This is a genomic window from Streptomyces sp. NPDC059009 (assembly GCF_042740175.1).
Classification (GTDB): domain Bacteria; phylum Actinomycetota; class Actinomycetes; order Streptomycetales; family Streptomycetaceae; genus Streptomyces.
This window is the reverse complement of record NZ_JBHYJB010000012.1, coordinates 126,979-145,615: the sequence shown is the minus strand read 5'-3', so window position 1 is coordinate 145,615 and position 18,637 is coordinate 126,979. Positions and strand designations below refer to the sequence as shown.

The 18,637-nt window shown below is 74.3% G+C and carries 16 protein-coding genes; all 16 read left to right on the top strand.

What is annotated here, in order from left to right; all coding sequences use genetic code 11:
* Positions 1-227: 227 nt before the first annotated feature.
* The 16 genes from sbnA to ACFWYM_RS14815 all read left to right on the top strand — a co-directional run bounded on the left by sbnA (position 228) and on the right by ACFWYM_RS14815 (position 18,583).
* Positions 228-1,259: a 2,3-diaminopropionate biosynthesis protein SbnA gene (sbnA, locus tag ACFWYM_RS14890; protein ID WP_384835572.1), complete on the top strand. Its 1,032-nt coding sequence runs from the start codon at positions 228-230 to the stop codon at positions 1,257-1,259.
* Positions 1,259-2,191, top strand: a complete 933-nt coding sequence (locus tag ACFWYM_RS14885) for an ACP S-malonyltransferase (RefSeq protein ID WP_384835569.1) — start codon at positions 1,259-1,261, stop codon at positions 2,189-2,191. The genes sbnA and ACFWYM_RS14885 overlap by 1 nt, the downstream gene beginning before the upstream one ends.
* Positions 2,188-2,934 (top strand): SDR family oxidoreductase, encoded by a 747-nt coding sequence (locus ACFWYM_RS14880; protein ID WP_384835566.1) that lies wholly within the window; start codon positions 2,188-2,190, stop codon positions 2,932-2,934. The genes ACFWYM_RS14885 and ACFWYM_RS14880 overlap by 4 nt, the downstream gene beginning before the upstream one ends.
* Before the next feature lie 83 nt (positions 2,935-3,017).
* A complete protein-coding gene (locus tag ACFWYM_RS14875; RefSeq protein WP_384835562.1) occupies positions 3,018-3,344 on the top strand; it encodes a phosphopantetheine-binding protein in 327 nt (108 codons plus the stop codon).
* Complete coding sequence (gene fabZ / locus ACFWYM_RS14870) at positions 3,341-3,820, top strand: 3-hydroxyacyl-ACP dehydratase FabZ (RefSeq protein WP_384835559.1); 480 nt, start codon at positions 3,341-3,343, stop codon at positions 3,818-3,820. Before ACFWYM_RS14875 ends, fabZ begins: the two co-directional genes overlap by 4 nt.
* Positions 3,817-6,066, top strand: a complete 2,250-nt coding sequence (locus ACFWYM_RS14865; RefSeq protein WP_384835556.1) for a GNAT family N-acetyltransferase — start codon at positions 3,817-3,819, stop codon at positions 6,064-6,066. Before fabZ ends, ACFWYM_RS14865 begins: the two co-directional genes overlap by 4 nt.
* Positions 6,063-7,220 carry a hypothetical protein gene (locus ACFWYM_RS14860; RefSeq protein ID WP_384835552.1) on the top strand — a complete coding sequence of 386 codons (1,158 nt, stop codon included), beginning with the start codon at positions 6,063-6,065 and terminating at the stop codon, positions 7,218-7,220. Before ACFWYM_RS14865 ends, ACFWYM_RS14860 begins: the two co-directional genes overlap by 4 nt.
* 1 nt (position 7,221) lies before the next feature.
* Positions 7,222-9,627, top strand: a complete 2,406-nt coding sequence (locus ACFWYM_RS14855) for a beta-ketoacyl synthase N-terminal-like domain-containing protein (RefSeq protein ID WP_384835549.1) — start codon at positions 7,222-7,224, stop codon at positions 9,625-9,627.
* Positions 9,624-10,592 (top strand): ABC transporter ATP-binding protein, encoded by a 969-nt coding sequence (locus ACFWYM_RS14850; protein WP_384835547.1) that lies wholly within the window; start codon positions 9,624-9,626, stop codon positions 10,590-10,592. The genes ACFWYM_RS14855 and ACFWYM_RS14850 overlap by 4 nt, the downstream gene beginning before the upstream one ends.
* Positions 10,592-11,800, top strand: coding sequence for an ABC transporter permease (locus ACFWYM_RS14845; RefSeq protein ID WP_384835544.1), 1,209 nt, complete (start codon positions 10,592-10,594; stop codon positions 11,798-11,800). Before ACFWYM_RS14850 ends, ACFWYM_RS14845 begins: the two co-directional genes overlap by 1 nt.
* A gap of 11 nt (positions 11,801-11,811) precedes the next feature.
* Complete coding sequence (locus ACFWYM_RS14840; RefSeq protein ID WP_384835541.1) at positions 11,812-12,597, top strand: hypothetical protein; 786 nt, start codon at positions 11,812-11,814, stop codon at positions 12,595-12,597.
* A gap of 1 nt (position 12,598) precedes the next feature.
* Positions 12,599-13,822: a hypothetical protein gene (locus tag ACFWYM_RS14835; RefSeq protein ID WP_384835538.1), complete on the top strand. Its 1,224-nt coding sequence runs from the start codon at positions 12,599-12,601 to the stop codon at positions 13,820-13,822.
* A gap of 1 nt (position 13,823) precedes the next feature.
* On the top strand, positions 13,824-15,509 hold the full coding sequence (locus tag ACFWYM_RS14830; RefSeq protein ID WP_384835535.1) for a phytoene desaturase family protein: 1,686 nt from the start codon (positions 13,824-13,826) through the stop codon (positions 15,507-15,509).
* Entirely contained in the window at positions 15,506-15,961 is a 456-nt protein-coding gene (locus ACFWYM_RS14825; protein ID WP_384835532.1) for a DUF1707 domain-containing protein, read from the top strand. The genes ACFWYM_RS14830 and ACFWYM_RS14825 overlap by 4 nt, the downstream gene beginning before the upstream one ends.
* The gene (locus ACFWYM_RS14820; RefSeq protein ID WP_384835529.1) at positions 15,958-17,637 is read left to right on the top strand and encodes an MFS transporter; all 1,680 of its coding nucleotides are present in this window, start codon (positions 15,958-15,960) and stop codon (positions 17,635-17,637) included. Before ACFWYM_RS14825 ends, ACFWYM_RS14820 begins: the two co-directional genes overlap by 4 nt.
* Positions 17,546-18,583 (top strand): ornithine cyclodeaminase, encoded by a 1,038-nt coding sequence (locus tag ACFWYM_RS14815; protein WP_384835526.1) that lies wholly within the window; start codon positions 17,546-17,548, stop codon positions 18,581-18,583. Before ACFWYM_RS14820 ends, ACFWYM_RS14815 begins: the two co-directional genes overlap by 92 nt.
* Positions 18,584-18,637: the final 54 nt, after the last annotated feature.

Sequence of the window (18,637 nt, the reverse complement as noted above, 5' to 3'; positions counted from 1 at the left end):
CGGGCGGGAATTCGCTCTCCCAACGTCCCCTTGAATTTCGCCCGTTGCCCGATTCCTGTACCCAAGTGCGCCCGGCACAGTGGGAGTAAGTCATCCGAAAGCGAGAGTTCACAGGGGAGTCGGGTTTGCCTAATCATTGGCGAAACTTTGCCTGCCTCGCGGGATTTCCCGGCCGTGCTCTCCGCTGTGGGAAGGCCGAATCCCGTACGGAACGGAGGTGAGGAATCGTGTCGGCAAGCGTGGACACGAGGACCGGTATTGCGCCGGGAATCCTGGGAACCATCGGCTCGACGCCGCTCATAGGGCTCGACCGGCTGAGCCCGGGTCGCGATGTGAAGGTCTTCGCCAAGCTCGAGGCATTCAATCCCGGCGGCAGCATCAAGGACCGGGTCGCCCACTCGCTGTTGGCCGCGGCCCTGCACGAGGGAGAGCTGGTGCCCGGGCGGTCGACGGTCGTCGAGTCGAGCTCGGGGAATCTGGCGATCGGCCTCGCGCAGCTGTGCCGGTTCCACGGACTGGACTTCATCGCCGTCGTGGACGCCCACACCCCGCGGCACACCCTGGCGCGGCTGCGCGCCTTCGGGGCCCGGATCGAGCAGGTCTGCGAGCCCGACCCGGACAGCGGCCAGTATCTGCCGAGCCGGCTGCGCCGGGTCCGTGAGCTGGTGGCCACCGTCCCCGGGGCGTACTGGCCGAATCAGTACGCCAACCCCCTCAACCCGAGAGCGCACGCGGCCACCTTCGAAGAGGTGCTGACGGCGGTCGACGGGCACCGCGTGGACTACCTGTTCGTGGCCACCGGCTCCTGCGGCACCCTGCGCGGCTGCGCCGACTACATCCGCCGGCACGCGCTGCCGACCAGGATCGTCGCGGTCGACGCGGTGGGCAGCGCCATCTTCGGCAGCCGCGTCGCGTGCGAGCGGCTGATCCCCGGTCACGGCGCCGCGATACGCCCGGCCCTGTTCCACCCCACCGACGCCGACGCCGTCGTGCACGTCTCGGACGTGGAGTGCGTCCGGGCCTGCCGGGCCCTCGTCCGGAGCGAGGCGATCATGGCAGGCGGCTCCTCGGGAGCGGTCACGGCGGCCTTCGAGTCGTTCGGCCCGCGCCTGCCCTCGGGATCCGTCTGCGTGCTGATCTTCCCCGACGACGGCGACCGCTACCTGGAGACCATCTACTCCGACACCTGGGTGCGCGACACCTTCGGCGCCGACGCCCTCCGGGAGAGCGGCCCGGCCGAGGCGGTGACGGCCCCGTGATGCCGGTCCACGCCCTGTTCCCCGGCCAGGGCGCACAGACCCCCGGCATGGCGCGGGGCCTCGCCCGGGCCTTCCCCGAGGCCGACGCGGTGTTCGAGGAGGCGTCCGAGGAGCTCGGCATCGACCTGCGGACCCTGTGCTGGGACGCGCCGCCGCAGCTCCTCGCGGCCACCGAGAACGCCCAGCCCGCGCTCCTGACCGCCGCCCTCGCCACCTGGCGGGTGCTCGAGCGGCGGGGCGTGACCCTCGCCTCCGCGGCCGGGCACAGCGTGGGCGCGGTCGCCGCCGTGGTGGCCACCGGCCGGGTGGAGCTGGCCGACGCGGTACGGCTCGTACGGCTGCGCGGCACCTTGATGGCCTCGGCGCCCGGGCGCGGCGGCATGTGCGCGCTCGCCGTCGCGGGACCCGAGCAGCGCGGCGACCTGCTGGCCCGGGCGCGGGGCGAGGGCCTCGACCTCGCGGCGGACAACAGCCCGCGGCAGTGCGTCGTGTCCGGCGAGATCGCCGCGGTGCGCCGCTTCGCCGCACAGATCGGACCACGGGCCAGACCCCTGGACGTCTCGCACGCCTTCCACTCGCGGCTGATGGCTCCCGTCGCCGACGCCTGGAGGGACGCCGCGACCGCGCAGCGCCTGGCCGACTCGCCCCGGCCGGTCGGGCTCGTGACCCGCGGGGTCTTCGGCACGCGGACCGAGGACGTACGAGCGGATCTGGTCGACGCCCTGTGCGCACCGGTCCGCTGGCGGGAGCTGATGGAGCTGCTCGTGGCCGACCGGGGCGGCACGCCCGTGGCCCTCGGGCCCGCGCGCCCCCTGGTGAGCCTGGCACGGCACTTTCCCGGCCGCCCCGTGACCCGGCTGGTGAGCACGCCCCAGGAGGTCGGGGTGGTCCTGCGGGCGCTGGAGGCGGGAATGGAGGAGGGAACACGATGACGGAACCGCAGCGCCGCCGCACGGCACTGGTGACCGGCGGCTCGCGCGGCATCGGCCGGGCCTGTGCTCTGGCCCTGGCCGACGACGGGCACGACGTGATGGTCCACTGCCGCACCCGCACGGACGCGGCGGAGTCGGTCGCCGAGGAGATCAGGGCCAAGGGCCGGCGCGCCGCCGTGGTCCAGGCCGACGTGGGCTCGGAGACGCAGACCAGGGACATGTTCCGGGCCGTCCGCGAGGAGTGGGGGCACCTCGACGTGACCGTCGTCAACGGCGGCATCACCGACGACGGCTACCTGGCGATGATGAGCCTCGACAAGTGGGAGCGGGTGATCCGCACCAACCTCACCGGCACGTTCCTCGTGAGCCGCGAGTCCGTGAAGCTCATGCGGCGCACCGGCGGCGCCATCGTCCTGATGGCGTCCACCAGCGGCATCCGCGGCCGCCCCGGGCAGTGCAACTACAGCGCCAGCAAGGGCGGCATGATCGCCTTCGCCAAGAGCCTGGCCCGCGAGGTCGCCCCCTGGCACATCCGCGTCAACGTCGTGGCTCCCGGATTCACGGACACCGACATGTGGCGCGGCCTGCCCCCGGACGTCCGCACCCGCATGACCGAGATCATCCCCGCGGCCCGGCCCGGCACCCCCGCCGAGGTGGCGGCCGCCGTGACCTACGCGGCCTCGGACGCCGCCGGCTATCTCACCGGCCAGGTCATCGTCCTCGACGGCGGCATGACTGTCTGAACCCGCCGCCCCGGCAGCCGACATGACCGGCCCGCCGCCCCCGGCCCACCCCGTTCGCACCACCCACCCGAGAAGGGACACCCGTGTCCACGTACCAGGAACCGTCCACGTACAAGGAACTGCTCGACCGGGCGACGGCCCGCGCCGCGCTCAACCACCGCATCAAGGAACTCCTCGTCACCGGCCTCGGCCTGGAGACGCGTCCCGAACTCATCGGTGACGACCAGCCGTTGTTCGGCCGCGGACTGGAGCTGGACTCCCTGGACACGCTGGAGATCGTCGTCATGGTCGACGAGGAGTTCGGCGTCGCCATCAGCGACGACGACCGTGCCGTCTTCGGCTCCGTGAACAAGATCGCCGACTTCGTGGTGACCGAGCGCGGCGACATCCCGCGCGTGGGCGCGGCATGACGGCCGGCACGACGCCCCCGGTGTCCTTCAGCGCCGACGAGATCCGCGGGATGCTCCCGCACCGCTGGCCGCTGCTGCTCGTGGACCGGGCCTACGACGTCCACCCGGGACGCAGCGGCAAGGGCATCAAGAACGTCACGGTCAACGAGCCCTACTTCGCCGGGCACTACCCCAACCAGTCGATCATGCCGGGCGTCCTCCTGGTCGAGGCCATGGCCCAACTCGTCGCCGTGGTCTACGTGGCGGGCTGGCTCGCCGACGGCCAGGAGGACGGGGCGGAGCAGGTCGGCTACCTCGGGGCGATCCGGAACATGAAGTTCACGCGGCTCGTCGTGCCGGGGGACCGGCTGACCCTGGAGGCCGCCCTGGGGCGCCGGTTCGGCCCCCTCACCCATGTGACGGTCAAGGCGTCGGTGGACGGCGAGACCGCCGCCGAGGGAACGCTGACGGTGTCCCGGAAGGGCGGCCGGCCGTGACCCCGCCCACGCGCACGTCCCTGCCGGTGATCCGCCCGTACGACGACGCGGACGCCGAGGACGTCGCCGCGCTCTACAACCGGTACACGGACGTGCCCAACCCCGTGAAACGTCCGCTCACCGGGGACGTCGTCCGCCGTGAACTCGCCGAGCGCGGCACGGAGATCTTCCTCGTGGTCGAGCTCGACGGCGCGGTCGAGGGCACCCTGGGAATGTTCCGCGGCAACGGGCGCTGGCCGGTCGCCGCCGACGAGGTCTTCGGCGACATGCTGTTCCTCAGCCCCCGGGTGCGCGGCGGATCCCTCACCGGCGAACTGTTCGTGACCGCCCTGCGCCGGCTGATCCAGCGCGGCGTCGAGGTGCTCCGCCTGACCGCCAACCCGTGCAACCGGCAGGCGTTCCCGCTCTACCGGCAGCTCGGGTGCACCCTCACGGGCCCGCTGGAGGCGGGCGAGGACGGCAACGTGGAACTCGTCAACCACCTGCTGCGGCTGCGCTCCCGGCTGGCCGAGGAGTACGGCCACCTGGTGCCGGACACGGCACGCACCGGCGCCGTCCTGCGCTACCTGGTGGGCGATCCCGCCCGGCGCGGCCTCGCGGACGACACGGAAGTGGTCGCAGGGCGCCGGGTGCTGCGTACCGAAGTCGTCGTCTCCGGCGTCGAGTTCAGGGCGCTCCTGGACCCGGACAGCGGCGAGGTCCTCTTCTGCGCCCTCGGCAAGGGCGCGGACCCCGAGCGGCTGCCGCCCGCGGCCCCCGCGCCCGCCGCCGCGCCCGAACGCGGGCGCCGCGACGGCGAGTTGAGCTTCGGCATCTGCGCGCGCACCGGACTGCTGCGGGTCCGCCACGACCGGTGGACCGGGCCGGTCCTGACCATGACGTGGCCCGTCTTCGGGCCGCCGTTCCTCACCGGATGGCGCCGCACCCTGCCCGTCGCGCTGCGCTTCACCGAGATCGCCGACGGCTGGCGCGTCGCGCAGGACGTCGGGGCGGGCACCCTGCACCGGGAGGTGCGCCTCCACGGAGGTGAACTCGCCCTGTCCACCTGGTGGGAGGGGAACGAGACCCCGACGGACACCGTGCGCTCCGTACTCGTCAACGGCCTGCGCGGCGCCTGGCTCATCACCGGCGACGAGGGCCGCAGCGAGTACCGGCCCGGCGGGCGTGGCCTGTGCCCGCCGGACACCACCGAGATACCCGCCGCCGGCTGGTCGCTGCCGAGCGCCGGGGCCCTGGCCTGGTGGGAGCCCACCGACGGCTGGTGCGTCCACGTGGACCGCGAAGCCGGTACGGACACCCGGCTGATCACCGACTCCGTGGTCCACCTGGACGCACCGGCCGCGCACCGCCTCACCCTGCGGTTCTCCCGCGCCGACACCCCGGAGCGGGCGGTGCCGGGCAGCGCGCCCGAGCGGAGCCCGATGGCCCGGCCGACGCCCGAGACCGGTCACGCGCCGCCCGCGCCTCCTGTCCCCACGCGGGACCCGGCCCCCGTATGCGACGTGACTGCCGCATGGGAACCGCACACGGTGACCGGCAAGGACTGCCGCAGGCTCCGGGCCGGCGAGGACACCCTGATCCTGTCGGCGGACGCCGGCGGCCTGGTGTCCTGGCGCTCCGCCGACCGCCCCGTGCTGGCCTCCCCGTTCCCCCGGCAGGGGTCGTTCGCCTGCAACCCCCGCTGGCGGGCCGGGATCTGGGCCACCCGCGAGCGCGTCCGGGAGGACCGGGAACACGGCGTCGGCTGGGGCACCGCGCACGACGCCCGACCGTGGCGGTACGCGGCCGACGGGCTCGACGCCCCCGACATGTCCTGGGGAATCGAACCGCGGCCGAGCGCCGCCGGGACCCTGCTGCGCCTGCGCGTGCACGCCGAACCCCACCTGCAGGAAGGGGAGTCGGCACTCTGGCTGACCCCGGCGGCGCCGCGCCGGGCCCGGCTTCTCGTGCCCGGCCCGGGCGGGCGCGTGTGGACCGTCACCGAGGAACCCCCTTGGCAGCTGTGGACCGGCCGCCTCGCCCTCGGTCTCGCCGACGGCCGGTGGCTGTACTGCTCCGCCCGCTCGGGGGACACCCCGCACATCCTCTTCCGCAGCACCCGCCAGGGCCCCCTGCTGGCCCTGCTCACCCGCAACCGTCCCCGGCACCGCTCCGCAGCGGTGTGGGAGGTCGGCTGCCTTCCCGACGCCGCGACCGCCGAGAGGTGGATCGCCGCTGCCACGCGACCCCAGGAGGACCGCACATGAGTGACCACGCCCCGCACATGAGTGACCACGCCCCTGTCACCCTTCGCACCACCACCACCACCGCCACCACCGCCGAGCAGTACGCGCTGCTGCGCACCTCCGTCGGCTGGTGCACCCCGTACGCGAGCCTCGTCCGGATCGAGGGCATGGAGCGGGCCGACGTGCTGGCCCGGCTCCTCGCCCGCGACAGCGCCTATGTGGAGCCCGACACCGTCCGCGACAGCCTCGTCCTGGAGGAGGACGGCGCGATCCGCGACGTGGTCACCCACATCGAACTCGACGAGTCCAGCTGGCTGTTCTCCCCGTCCCGCCCCGACCTGGCGGAGCTGGTGCGCGAGACGGTCCGTGAGTGCGGCGTCGCCGAGGCCGTCACGGTGACCGACGCCGCCGAGGACCATGCCGCCGTCGCTTTCGAAGGGCCCGCCTCGTGGCGGATCGCCGAGAGGCTCCTGGACGAGGAGATCTCCGGCCTCGTCCTGCACGGCGTCGGCCACGTCCGGCTCGACGGCACCGACTGCGTCATGGCGCGCACCGGCACCACCGGCGAGTACGGCTACCTGCTGATCGCGCCCCGACCGGCCGACGCGGCCGCGTGGGTGGCGGAACAGGCGCGGTCCCTCGGCGGCGGCCGCGTCGATGCCGACGCCCTGGCACGGGCCCGCGGCGAGGTCCGCCACCCGGTGCTGCCCGAGCTGACCGAAGGGCTCTCGGTGCGCGAGGCGGGCCTTGAATGGCTGGTGAGTTGGGGCCGCGAGGATCCGTTCCGGGGGGCGGCCGCGCTGGCTTCCTGCGACCGGCGTGCTCGCGGTCTCACGCCCGTGCTGCTCGCCGCTTCGGAGCAGGGACCGGCACCGGCACCGGCACCGGCACCGGCATCGGCACCGGCACCGGCACCGGGCACGGCTGTGTACGCCGGTGACCGGCGCGTCGGCGAAGTGCGGTGGTGTGCACCGGCCGTTGGTGCACCGGTCGTTGACGCACCGGCCGGTGGTGGACCGGCAGCCAGTGGCGGACCGGCGCTGGCCTTCGCGGTCCTCGACGCCCCCTTCGACGTCCCCGGGCTCGACCTGGTGGCCGACGGAGGCACCCCGGTGCGCACCGTCTCCTCGCCCGTCGTCGTGCCGACGTCGTGGTCCGAGCGGCTCGGAGACTGACATGGCCGTCGTCATCACCGGCATCGGGCTGATCACGGCGCTCGGCGCCGACACCGAGACGTGCTGGACGGGGATGAAGCAGGGCCGCAGCGCCCTGGGGCCCGTCGAAGCCGTGGACACCGAAGGGCTCTCGACGCGGGTGGGCGGTGAGGCCCCGTACAAGGACCGCCCCGGCGTGGACCGTTGCCTGGGTCTGGCCACCGCCGCCGCGGGCGAGGCCGTCGACGCCGCCCGCCTCGCGGCCGCGGGCTACGACCCCGACCGCGTGGGCGTCGTCGTCGGCAGCAGCCTCGGCACCATCCGCACGATGGAACGCTGGCACCGTCAGTACCTCACCCAGGGGCTGCGCAAGGCGGACGTCCGCCTGCTCACGGGGTACGCCCTGCACAGCGTGGCCGACGCCGTCGCCGCGGCCACCGGCCTCACCGGCCCGCGCACGCTGCTGTCCAACGCCTGCGCGGCGGGGGCCGTCGCCATCGGGTACGGCCTGGAGCTGCTGCGCGCCGACGAGGCCGACGCCGTCCTGGTGGGCGGGGTCGACCCGCTGGCCGGGCTGTCCTTCCACGGCTTCAACAGCCTGGGCGCGCTGGACAGGGAGCCCTGTTCGCCGTATTCGCGCTCCGGCGGGCTGACGCTGGGGGAGGGCGCCGGATTCCTCGTCCTGGAGCGGGCCCCGGGCGCGGCCCGGCGCGGCGCGCCCGCGATCGCCGAACTTGCCGGGTACGGGCTGTCGACGGACGCCCACCACCAGACGGCCCCCGACCCCGGCGGGCGCGGAGCCCTGCGCGCGATGAAGGCCGCGCTGCGGGACGCGGGCGTGGCCGCCGCGGACGTCGACTACATCAACGGGCACGGCACGGGCACCCCCGCCAACGACTCGGTCGAACCCCGCGCCATCGCCGCCCTGTTCAAGCCCGCGCCACCGGTCAGCTCGACCAAGTCGATGGTCGGGCACACCCTGGGCGCGGCCGGTGCGGTGGAGGCGGCGTGCTGCGCCCTCGCCATCCGGGACCAGATGCTGCCGCCCACGGTGCACACCGAGAAGGGGGCGAGCCCGAGCGGGCTGGACATCGTCGCCGAGCAGGCCCGCCCGGCCACGGTGGACGTGGCGGTCTCCAACTCCTTCGCCTTCGGCGGCAACAACGCCGCTCTGGTGCTGCGCACACCCGGCTCGGGGCGTGGTCGCGGCGCATCGGCGGAGCCGGCCGAGGCACCGCAGGACGTGGTGATCACCGGCATCGCGGGCATCGCCGGATCCGCCGTCACCCACGACGCGCTGGTCCGCGCGCTCGTCGACGGCGAGCCCGTCTACCGGGACACGGTCGACGTCCCCGAGTACGGGCCGCGCACCGTCGGCCGCGTGGACCGCGCCGCTCTCACCCGGGGCATCAACCCCGCGGCCCTGCGCAAGATGGACCCCACGGGCGCGCTCGCCGCCGGGGCGGTGGCCGAACTCCACCGCCGGCACGGCAGGCCGCCCCGGCACGTCGCCGACGAGACCGGGCTGATCTTCGCCACCGGGCTGATCCCCGGCACACCGGTGGAGAGCTTCCACCGCGGCGTGGTGCTGCACGGCGCGAGCGGCGCGAACCCGAAGCACTTCCCCAACACGGTGGTCAACGCGGCCGTCGGCCACGTCGCCATCCTGCACAGGTTCCGCGGCGTCACCGCCACCGTGTGCAGCGGCGGCACCAGCGCGCTGGGTGCGCTGCACTACGCGTACCGGCTGATCCGGCGCGGCGCCGCGCGCCGCATCACCGTCGTCATGGCCGACGACTGCCCGGAGATCCTCGTGGCCGGGCACGTGAAGATCCCCGGCTTCCTCAGCGCCGGGGACGTGCGCCCCTACGCGGGCGGCGGCACGGTCCTGTCGTCCGGTGCGGTGGCCGTCCAGCTCGAATCGGCCGCCCAGGCACGGGAGTCGGGGACTCCGGCGCTGGGCCGCGTCGCGGGCTTCGGGCTCGCCAGTGACCTCAGCGGCATCGCCGGACTGCGCGGCGACGGCCGGGCCTGGTCGCGCTCGCTGACGCAGGCCATGCGGGCGGCGTCGGTCACCCCGGACGACATCGACCTGGTCGCCGCCGCCGCGCTCGGCCGCCCGGCGGTCGACGACGCCGAGGCCGGCGCGCTCACCCTCGCCGGTCTCTCCGGCACGGCGGTCACGGCGGTCAAGTCGGTGGTGGGGGAGACCCAGGGGTCCGCCGGGGGGTTCGGTCTCGTCGCCGCCCTGGAGGCCATGGGCAGCGGCCGGATCGCCGCGACGGCGGGCACCGGGCACGCCCCGGGCGCGGTGCCCGGGCTGGTGCCGTCCTCGGGGGCCGTGGCGCCGGTGGCGCACGCGGTCGTGTCCAGCTTCGCCTACGGCGCGAGCCACGTGGCGATGGTCGTGTCGAGGTGCGCTCCGTGAACGCGCCCGGCAACGTCCTGGAGGCGACCGGACTGACCAAGCGCTTCGGCCGGCGCACCGCCGTCGACGCGCTCTCCTTCGACGTGGCCGAGGGCGAGATCGTCGGCTTCCTCGGCGCCAACGGGGCGGGCAAGTCGACCTCGATCGCCATGCTGTCCGGATCGCTCACCCCGGACGCGGGCACGGTGCGGGTCGGCGGCGTCGACCTCGCGGCACACCCGGCGGCCGCAAAGCGCCAACTCGGCGTCGTACCGCAGGACATCGCCCTGTACCCGACCCTGACGGGCCGCCAGAACCTGCGGTTCTTCGCCGGGGCCCAGGGCCTCTCCCGCCGCGAGCGGGCGCACGCGGTGCGCTGGGCCCTGGACGCGGTGGGCCTGGCCGACCGTGGCCGCGACAGTGTCGCGACGTACTCCGGCGGCATGCGGCGCCGCCTCAACATCGCCGCCGGGGTGCTGCACCGGCCCCGGCTGCTGTTCCTCGACGAGCCGACCGTGGGCGTGGACCCGCAGAGCCGGCACCAGATCTTCGAGACGGTGCGGCGGATGCGCGCGGACCACGGCATGGCCGTGGTCTACACGTCCCACTACATGCCGGAGGTCGAGCAGCTGTGCGACCGCGTCGTCATCCTGGACGGCGGGCGCATCCTGGCCGCCGGCACCTGCGCCGAACTCGTCGCGCCCCTCGGCGGCGGCATCCTCGTGTGGCCCCTGGACCCCGGCGAACTCGCCGCCCTCCCCGAGGGCGTGACCACCGTGGCCGTGGCCCTGCGGAACGCCGGTGACGTCACCGTGGAGGGCGCCACGATCCGCGTACGGGTCGAGGGCATGCGGCGCACCCTGACCGAGGTCCTGCGCGTGGCGTCCGAGCTGAACCTGTGCGTGGGGGGTCTGCGGGTCCTGCACCCGGACGTCGAGACCCTCTTCCTCGACCTCACCGGCCGCACCCTGAGGGACGGTTCGTGATGCTCGCCATGATCCGCAAGGAGATCGCCGTCCTGGTGCGCGACCGCACCGTCCTGATCACCCTGTTCCTGTCGCCGCTGCTGTTCATCACCGTGATGAGCCTCGCCCTCGGCCAGTCGTTCCACGACCTCGGCTCCGCCCCGAAGGTGACCGTCGCGGTCGTCGACGAGGACCACGGCGCGGGGGCCGGCCGACTCGTGCGGGAACTGCGGGGCGAGCAGGGCGTCAAGGTGGACGCCGGGTCCGGCGACAGGCCGCTGTCCCGGGCCGCCGCCGACTCCATGGTGCGGCGCGGGGCAGCGAGCCTGGCCGTCGTGATCCCGCCGGGGTTCACCGCCTCGACAGAGCAGGGCAGGACCTCGCAGCTGTCCTTCGTGGTGGACCCGACGGCGCCCCGCCAGACCGTGGACCCGCTGCAGGGCGCGATCCGGGCGACGGCCGACGCGGTCGCCGCCAACACGTACAACATCGCCCACCTGCAAGGCGAGTTGAAGCGGACCACCGACGAGAACCGACGCGCCCGGCTCGAGCAGGCCATCGCCAAGGCGAGCAGCGGCGGCCGGGTCCACGCGACGACCGGCACCCCGCAGGGGAGCGCCAAGCCGGCCTACCCGTCGGTCTACCAGCAGAACGTGCCGGGCTACGCCGTCATGTACGCCTTCTTCATCGTGACGCTGCTGACCGCCTCGATCATGGCGGAGAAGCGCGAGGGGACCTTCCTGCGGCTGCTGTCCACACCGATGCCGCGCCGGGCCGTCCTCGCCGGGAAGATCGCCCCCTACCTGCTGGTCTCACTGATCCAGGTCGCGACGATGTTCGCCTTCGGCCGCCTCGTCTTCGGGATGGACCTCGGCGCCCATCCCCTCGCGCTGGTCCCGGTCACCGTGGGCCTGGCCGTGTGCGCCGTCGGGTTCGGGGTGCTCCTGTCGGCGTGGGCCACCAGTGAGTCGCAGGCGAGCACCCTCGGCACGATCACGGTGATCGTCCTCGCCGCGCTCGGCGGCTGCATGGTGCCGGGCGTCTTCATGCCGGACTTCATGCGCCGCATCGCGGAGTACGTCCCCCAGGGCATCGCCCTCAACGCCTACCAGGACGTGCTGGTCCGCGGCTCCGGAGCGGCAGGCGTGCTGCCCGCCTCGCTCTGTCTGCTCGGCCTGGGGGTGGCGGCCTTCGCCGTCGCCCTGCCGAAGTTCCGGTTCGCACGATGAAAGGGATCCATGTGAGCGGCACCGATGTGAGCGGCATCCATGTGAGCGTCACCCGCACCGCCACCCCGAAGGACCACTTCGGGCGGCCGGCCAGCCCTTCCGGGCGGGCCCTGCTCACCGCGCTCGGCCGGGGCAGGCCGTCGAGGTGCCCGGACGGGCGCTGGCACTGGCCCGCGTCCGACTGGCGTGGCTCGGTGTCGCACACGGGTGCCGTCGGCGCGGCGGCCATGGCCGAGGGCAGCTGGATCGGCGTGGACATCCAGGAGGACCGGCAACGCCCGGCGGCACTGCGGTGGTTGGCCACCGTCGTGGGCGCGCCCGTCGGCATCCGGGAGTGGGCCGAGGTCGAGGCGCTGCTCAAGGCCCAGGGCCGGGCGGGCAGCAGGCCCACCCGGGTGCCGCTGCCCCCGTGGCGTCCGGGCTGGCGGGCGGCCGGGGACGGCTGGTGGGTGCGCAGCTCGCGGATCGAGCCGTGCCTTCATCTCGCCGTCGCGGCGGAGGGGCCGTTGCCGGTGAGGGGCGAGGGAGCGGTGGTCGGTGGAGGGGTGGTCGACGGAGCGGCGATTGACCGAGCGGTGGTCGGTGGAGGGGCGGTCGGCGGATGGGCGGCTGACCGAGTAGCGGTTGGTGGAGGGGCGGTCGAGGGAGCGGTGGTCGGTCGAGCGGCGATGAACCGAGCGGTGGTCGGTGGAGGGGCGCTCGGCCGAGGAGCGATGGACCGAGCGGTGAGCGGCCGAGGAGCGATAGAGGGAGCCGTGGTCGACCGAGCCGTGGTCGACCGAGCGGGGCGGTGGTGACATGTACGTCCGCAGGATCTCTCCCACCGAACGCCTTTACGTCGCCCGGGCGTTGGCCACCCCGCCGATGGCCATCCAACTCGTGGTCGAAGGCACCGGCAGCCTCGACGCGGCGGCCCTGACCGACGCCGTGGCGGCTGCCTCGCTGAACTGCCCCGGGGCCCGGGTGGTGCGGCGCGGCCGGGCCTGGGTCGACACGGGGCCGGAACCGGCCGTGCGACGCGTCGCGGACGCCGTGGACGGCCGGCGTTTCGAACACCCCGCGCTGCGGGCCCCCTTCCACGCGTCGACCGGGCCCAACTGCGAGGTCCTGCTCGCCGGGAGGGCGGCGGACACCGTCGTCTTCCGCGCCTTTCACGCGGTCATGGACGGGCAGGGCGTCCTCACCTGGGCCGCGAACGTCTTCGCCGCCCTGCGCGGCGAGCCGGGCACCCCCGCCCGGTCCACCGTCACCGAGACCGACGTCGTCGACGCGTTCCCGCCCCGGTCACGGCAGGCTCCGCTGCCCCCGGACTGCGCCTCACCCCTGCTCCGCTTCCCGGCGGTCCCCCAACACCCCACCAACGGGCTGTGGTTGTGGCGGCGCCGGACGATACCCGGCCGCCATCGCGCCCTCGCGGCGAAGGTCGCCGCCGCGGTCGCCGCCCTGGGGGCGGACCCCTGCCGGTTCGTGATCCCGGTGAGTCTGCGCCGCCACGGCGAGGGTTCGGGCCGCCACGGCGAGGGTCCGGGCGGTCACGGCGAGGGCTCGGGCGGGCGCGGAGGCCCCCTCGTCTCCACCGCCAACCTGACCCTCCCCGTCTACCTCGACGTGCCCGCGGGCAGCCCGTGGCCGCAGGTGCGCGACCGGCTGCGCGACGCGCTCGCCGAACGCCGTGAGCTGGGCTCGGGCGGACTCGAGCCCGTGATCGAGAGGGTCACGGACCGCACCATCGCCGCGGGCAGCGCGGTCGCCTCCCACGGACCGCTCCTGCCCTGCACGGCGGTGATCTCCAACGTCGGCGCCGTCCACCCCGCGTCGTTGTCCGCCCCCGGTTTCACGGCCCGCACCGTCTACTCGCTGCCCATGTACGTCTCCTACGCCCCCGTCTTCTTCACCGCCTACCAACTGCCCGGCCACGTCGAGCTCTCCCTGTCCTGTGCCGACGGACCCGGGACGGGTGCCCGCGCCGAAGCGCTGCTCGACCACGTCCACGACAGCCTGCTGCGCCGAGAGGGGACCTGAGGTGACGAGGAACGAGAAGTGGGACGCCATCGTCGTCGGCAGCGGCATCGGCGCCCTGGTCTGCGCCGCCTACCTCGCGGCGGACGGCCGCAAGGTCCTGGTCTGCGAGCAGCACTCCGTGCCCGGAGGCAGCTCCCATGTCTTCCGCCGACGGCGACGGCAGGGACGGTACGAGTTCGACGTCGGCACGCACTACATCGGCGACTGCGGCCCCGACGGGCTGCTGCCCGCCGTGTACCGGGGGCTCGGCCTCGCGGACCGCGTCAGGTTCAGGCCGCTGGACCCCGGCTGTTTCGACACGGTCCGCTTTCCCGGCCGCACCCTGGAAGTCGGCTCGGGCTGGGACGCGTACCGACGGCGCCTGAGCGCGGCCTGCCCGGGCGACGCCGACGGCATCGGCCTCTTCCTGCGCGTCTGCGCGGGCATCGGCGAGGAGAAGCGTGCCGCCCTGCTGGCCGAACGCGAGCCCGCGCCCGCGGAGTTGGGCCGGGGCATGCCGTACGCGACGCGCTGGGCGAACCGTCCGCTGTCCGAACTCTTCGACCACTGCGGCCTGTCGCGGCGGGCGGCGGCCCTGCTGGCCGCGCAGTCCGGCAACTACGGGTCGCCGCCGAGCGAGACGACCGTGCTCACCCACGTGTACATGCTGGACAGCTATCTGCGCGGCGCCTACTACCCCGAGGGCGGGGGACAGACACTCAGCGCCGCCCTCATCGAGTCCCTCCGGGCCGACGGCGGGGAGGTGCGCACCAGGTGCCGCGTCGAGCGCATCCTCGTCGACCGCGGCAGGGCCGTCGGGGTGCGCCTGGCCTCGGGCGAGGTCCTGACGGCACCCGTCGTGGTGTCGGGCGCCGACTTCCCGCGCACCGTCCTGGAGCTGGCCGGCCCCGAGCACTTCCCGCCCGCCCTGGTGCGCAGGACCCGCCAGGCGCGCATGCGCATGCCGGTCGCCGTGCTCTACCTGGGCCTTTCCACGCCGCTCGACCGGCTGCCCGACGCCAACATCTGGTTCCACCGGGGCTGGGACATCGAGGACGCCTACGCGCAGCTGCGTGCGGGCTGCCCTGAGGGACAACTCCCCTTCGTCTTCGTCTCGTCGGCGTCCCGGAAGGATCCGGCGTCGGCCACCGTCTGCCCGCCGGGGCACAGCAACGTCCAGGTGATGACGCCGTACCGGCTGCCGGGCTCCTACCCCCTGCGCTACCGGCGCGACCCGGGCTACCGGCAGGACAAGGAGCGCGTCCAGCGGATGCTCCTGGACGCGGCCCGGGAGGTGTTGGGCCCGGTGGGCGCGCCGGGTGCCCTCGGCCCGCTGGAGCAGCACATCGTGCACGCCGAGACCTCCACCGGGCTGACCCACGAGCGCTACACCGGATCGACCGGCGGCACCCCCTACGGACTGGGCACGTGGGGCACGATCAGCGCCAGGCCGGGCGTCGAGACCGCCGTCAGGGGGCTCTACGTCGTCGGCCAGAGCACCCGTTACGGCAGCGGCATCGTCGGAACCGCCCTGAGCGGAATCGTGGCCGCGGAGGCCGTCACCCACTGCCGCCTGCTGGCCCGCGCCCACCGCGGCGCGCAACTCGCCGCCCCGGCACGGCTGCCGGACCGGCCCGCCGACTGGGACCCCGTGCAGGCCGCCGTACGACCGGTGGCGCCGCGAACGCACAACGGAGCACAGACATGACCGTCGACCACCGCAAAGGGCCGCGCGCAGAAGACAACGGACTGCGCGCGGGAAACACAGGGCTGCGCGCCGGAGACGCCGAACGCGACCAGGCCGTCGAAGCCCTCGGCCAGCACTACGCCGAGGGGCGCCTCGACGCGCGGACCTACGAGACACGCTCGGCGGCGGCACTGCGCGCGACCGGCGTGAGTGAACTGACCGCCCTGTTCACTGACTTGCCCGCCCCGCGGCCGCTGTACGCGGGCAGAAACCCCAAGAGGGAGAGCGGCGGCATCCGTTCCCGGCGCGTCGCCCTGGCCGTGGCGGGCGCCGTCTGGCCGCTCACGTTCCTGATCGTGATCGCCACGGGCATGTGGCAACTCGTCCTCGTCCCCGTCGCGTTCACCTCGATCACCGGCATCCGGCTGCGCAGGAGCAGCAGGCGGCCCCGGCGCCGGGGTGACGACAGGTGAGCGCCCGGGCCACCGCCGCCACCCTCCGGTATCCGGCGCTGACCACGGCCGCCTGCTGCGGCGGCGTGGTGATGAGCCTGCAGGAGACCACGGCCGCCATGGCCACCCTGCGCGCGATCCAGGACGACCTTCATGTGCCGCCGGGCGCCCTGAGCTGGATCGCGAGTCTCTACACGCTGATGGTGGCCGTCCTCGTCCTCACCGGCGGAACGGTCGCCGAACGCTTCGGCCGGCGCCGCGTCTACATGCTCGGCACCGTCCTGATCGCCTGCGGCTCGCTCACCGCCGCGACCGCCGGGTCCTACGCCCAGCTCCTCGCCGGGCGCGCCGTCAGCGGTGTCGGCGGGGCGGTGGTGCTGCCGACCTCGCTGGCGATCCTCTCGCTCAGCACCGACGATCCGGCCCGTCGCATGCGGCGCGTGTCGACGTGGATCACCTCCTCCGGCGTCGCCCTGGCCTGCGGTCCCGTCCTGGGCGGACTGCTGGTCGACCGCGTCGGCTGGCACGCCGCGTACCTCGTCAACGTCCCCCTGGCCGCGATCACCCTGGTCCTGACGCGCTGGGGCGTACCGGAGTCGCGCACTCCCGGGCGGAGCCTGGACCTTCCCGGCCAGGTCTGCGCCATCGCGGGCCTGGGGCTGACCGTCTACGCCATCACCCGCGCCGGACACAGCGGTTACGGCGACCCGGTCACCCTCACCGCGCTCGCCCTGGGCCTGCTCGGTGTGGTGGCCCTCGTCCTGGTCGAGCGGCGGGCCGCCGACCCCATGCTGCGGGTCCGCCCGATGGCCCGACTGCCGCACCTGGCGGGGCTGTTGCTCGCCTGCTGCGCGATGCTCGGCTTCGTCGGCGCCTGCTATCTGCAGTCCCTGTTCTTCCAGAGCGCGCGCGGCCTTTCCCCGCTCGCGGCGGCCGTCCATCTGCTGGCCCTGGTCGTGCCCTTCCTGGTCACCAACACCGTCAGCGGCCGACTCCTGGCCCGCTTCCACCCCCTGAGCGTGGCCGTTGTCGGCTTCCTGCTCTCCGCCGCGGGCGCCTGCGTCCTGGCGCTCTGCCAGACGGCCCGCGCCTCCGACGCCGTGTCCGCGGGCGGCATGGCGCTCCTGGGCGCGGCACTCGGTCTGACCGTCACGCCCGCCACCACCGCCGCCATCATGGCGGTCGGCCCCGAGGACGCCTCGGCCGCGTCCAGCAGCGCCACCGCCTTCCGCCAGTTCGGCTCCGTGCTCGGCACCTCGGTCCTCGGCAGCGTGTTCGCCGCGCGGTTCGTCGCCGGTCTGCCGGGCGCGCTCACCGGCGCGGGACTGCCGTCGTCGATGGCCGAGAGCATCGCCCGCGCCGTCCGCGACGGCGCGGGCCACTCCTCGTCCCCTGCCCCCGCCCGGGTCACCGAGGCGGTCGCCGACGCCCTCGCCGAGGGCGTGTCAACGGCCTACCTCACGGCCGCGGGCGTGCTGCTCGCCGCCGCGGCGCTCGCGGGCTTCGCCCTGCTCCGGGCATCCCGCCCATCCGGACCTTCCGGACCTTCGGGCCCGTCCGGTCCGTCCCGCCCGTCCCGCCCCACTCTGAAGAAGAGGCACAGCCGTGAACGACATTCTGTACTTGGACACGCCCTCCGTAGCCGCCGTGCTGGCGGATCTGCCCGTCGTGGACGCCATCGCGCGGGCGCAGCGTGACCACGCCCGAGGCACGGTCGTCCTGCCGGAGGAGGCGTATCTGCGCTGGGACCACACGGAGGGGTGGGCGCGGAGTCTGTGTCTGCCCGCGGCGCTCGGCACCCCGGCCACCGTCGCCGGCACAAAGATCATCAACAGTTGTCTCGGCAACCCCGCAAAGGGCCTCCCGCGTGCGGGCGGACTGCTCGCGCTGTACGACGTCGAAACCGCTCACATACGCACGCTGATGGCGGCCGCCGAGCTGTCCGCCACCCGTACCGCCGCCGTGAGCGCGCTCGGGGCGCTGCACCTGGCCCCCGCCCCGGTCACCGATGTCGCGATCTTCGGCGCGGGGCCCATCGGCCGGACCCACGCACGCGTTCTCGCCCGCACCCTGCCCGAGCCCCCGCGCACCATCCGCCTGTACGATCTGGACGCCGCACGGTGTGCCGAAGCGGCCCGTGTCCTCGCGGCGGAACTCGGCCCCGTCCGCGTGCGCGCCGCCGCGAGCCCCGCCGAGGCCCTCGACGGGGCGTCGCTCGTCGTGGCCGCCACCACCACGGACCGGCCGTACCTGGACCTCCACGACGTGCCCGCCGGGAGCCTCACGGTCAACGTGGGGCTCGACGACTGCGCCGAGGGGCTGCTCATGGGCGCGGACGTGCTGGTCGTGGACAGCCGGCAGCTGGTGGCGGCCGACCACCGACGACTGCTCGGCAGGCTCATCGCGGACGGCAAGGTCACCCGGCACCCCGTACCGGACATCCCTCCGAACACCCCGCCCGCAGCGCGCGCCGTGGACGCCGAGATCGGTGAACTCGTCGCCGGGCAGCGGAAATTGACCCTCCCGCCGCGCGGCCGCGTCGTGTTCAACCCCTTCGGCATGGCGGTCAACGACGTGGCCCTGGGCAGCGTGATCGACCGCGAGGCCCGCAGGCGGGGGCTGGGGATCCGGCTGCCCAGCTGAGACCGGGCCGTGGCGGCCACCTGATCAGCACGAGTCGACGAGCGAGACGAGGAC

Bases quoted from the DNA above. Each gene is read 5' to 3' on its own strand.
- ACFWYM_RS14885 (WP_384835569.1), top strand. From the start codon at position 1,259: ATGCCGGTCCACGCCCTGTTCCCCGGCCAGGGCGCACAGACCCCCGGC.
- ACFWYM_RS14880 (WP_384835566.1), top strand. From the start codon at position 2,188: ATGACGGAACCGCAGCGCCGCCGCACGGCACTGGTGACCGGCGGCTCG.
- fabZ (WP_384835559.1), top strand. From the start codon at position 3,341: ATGACGGCCGGCACGACGCCCCCGGTGTCCTTCAGCGCCGACGAGATC.
- ACFWYM_RS14860 (WP_384835552.1), top strand. From the start codon at position 6,063: ATGAGTGACCACGCCCCGCACATGAGTGACCACGCCCCTGTCACCCTT.
- ACFWYM_RS14855 (WP_384835549.1), top strand. From the start codon at position 7,222: ATGGCCGTCGTCATCACCGGCATCGGGCTGATCACGGCGCTCGGCGCC.
- ACFWYM_RS14845 (WP_384835544.1), top strand. From the start codon at position 10,592: ATGCTCGCCATGATCCGCAAGGAGATCGCCGTCCTGGTGCGCGACCGC.
- ACFWYM_RS14835 (WP_384835538.1), top strand. From the start codon at position 12,599: ATGTACGTCCGCAGGATCTCTCCCACCGAACGCCTTTACGTCGCCCGG.
- ACFWYM_RS14825 (WP_384835532.1), top strand. From the start codon at position 15,506: ATGACCGTCGACCACCGCAAAGGGCCGCGCGCAGAAGACAACGGACTG.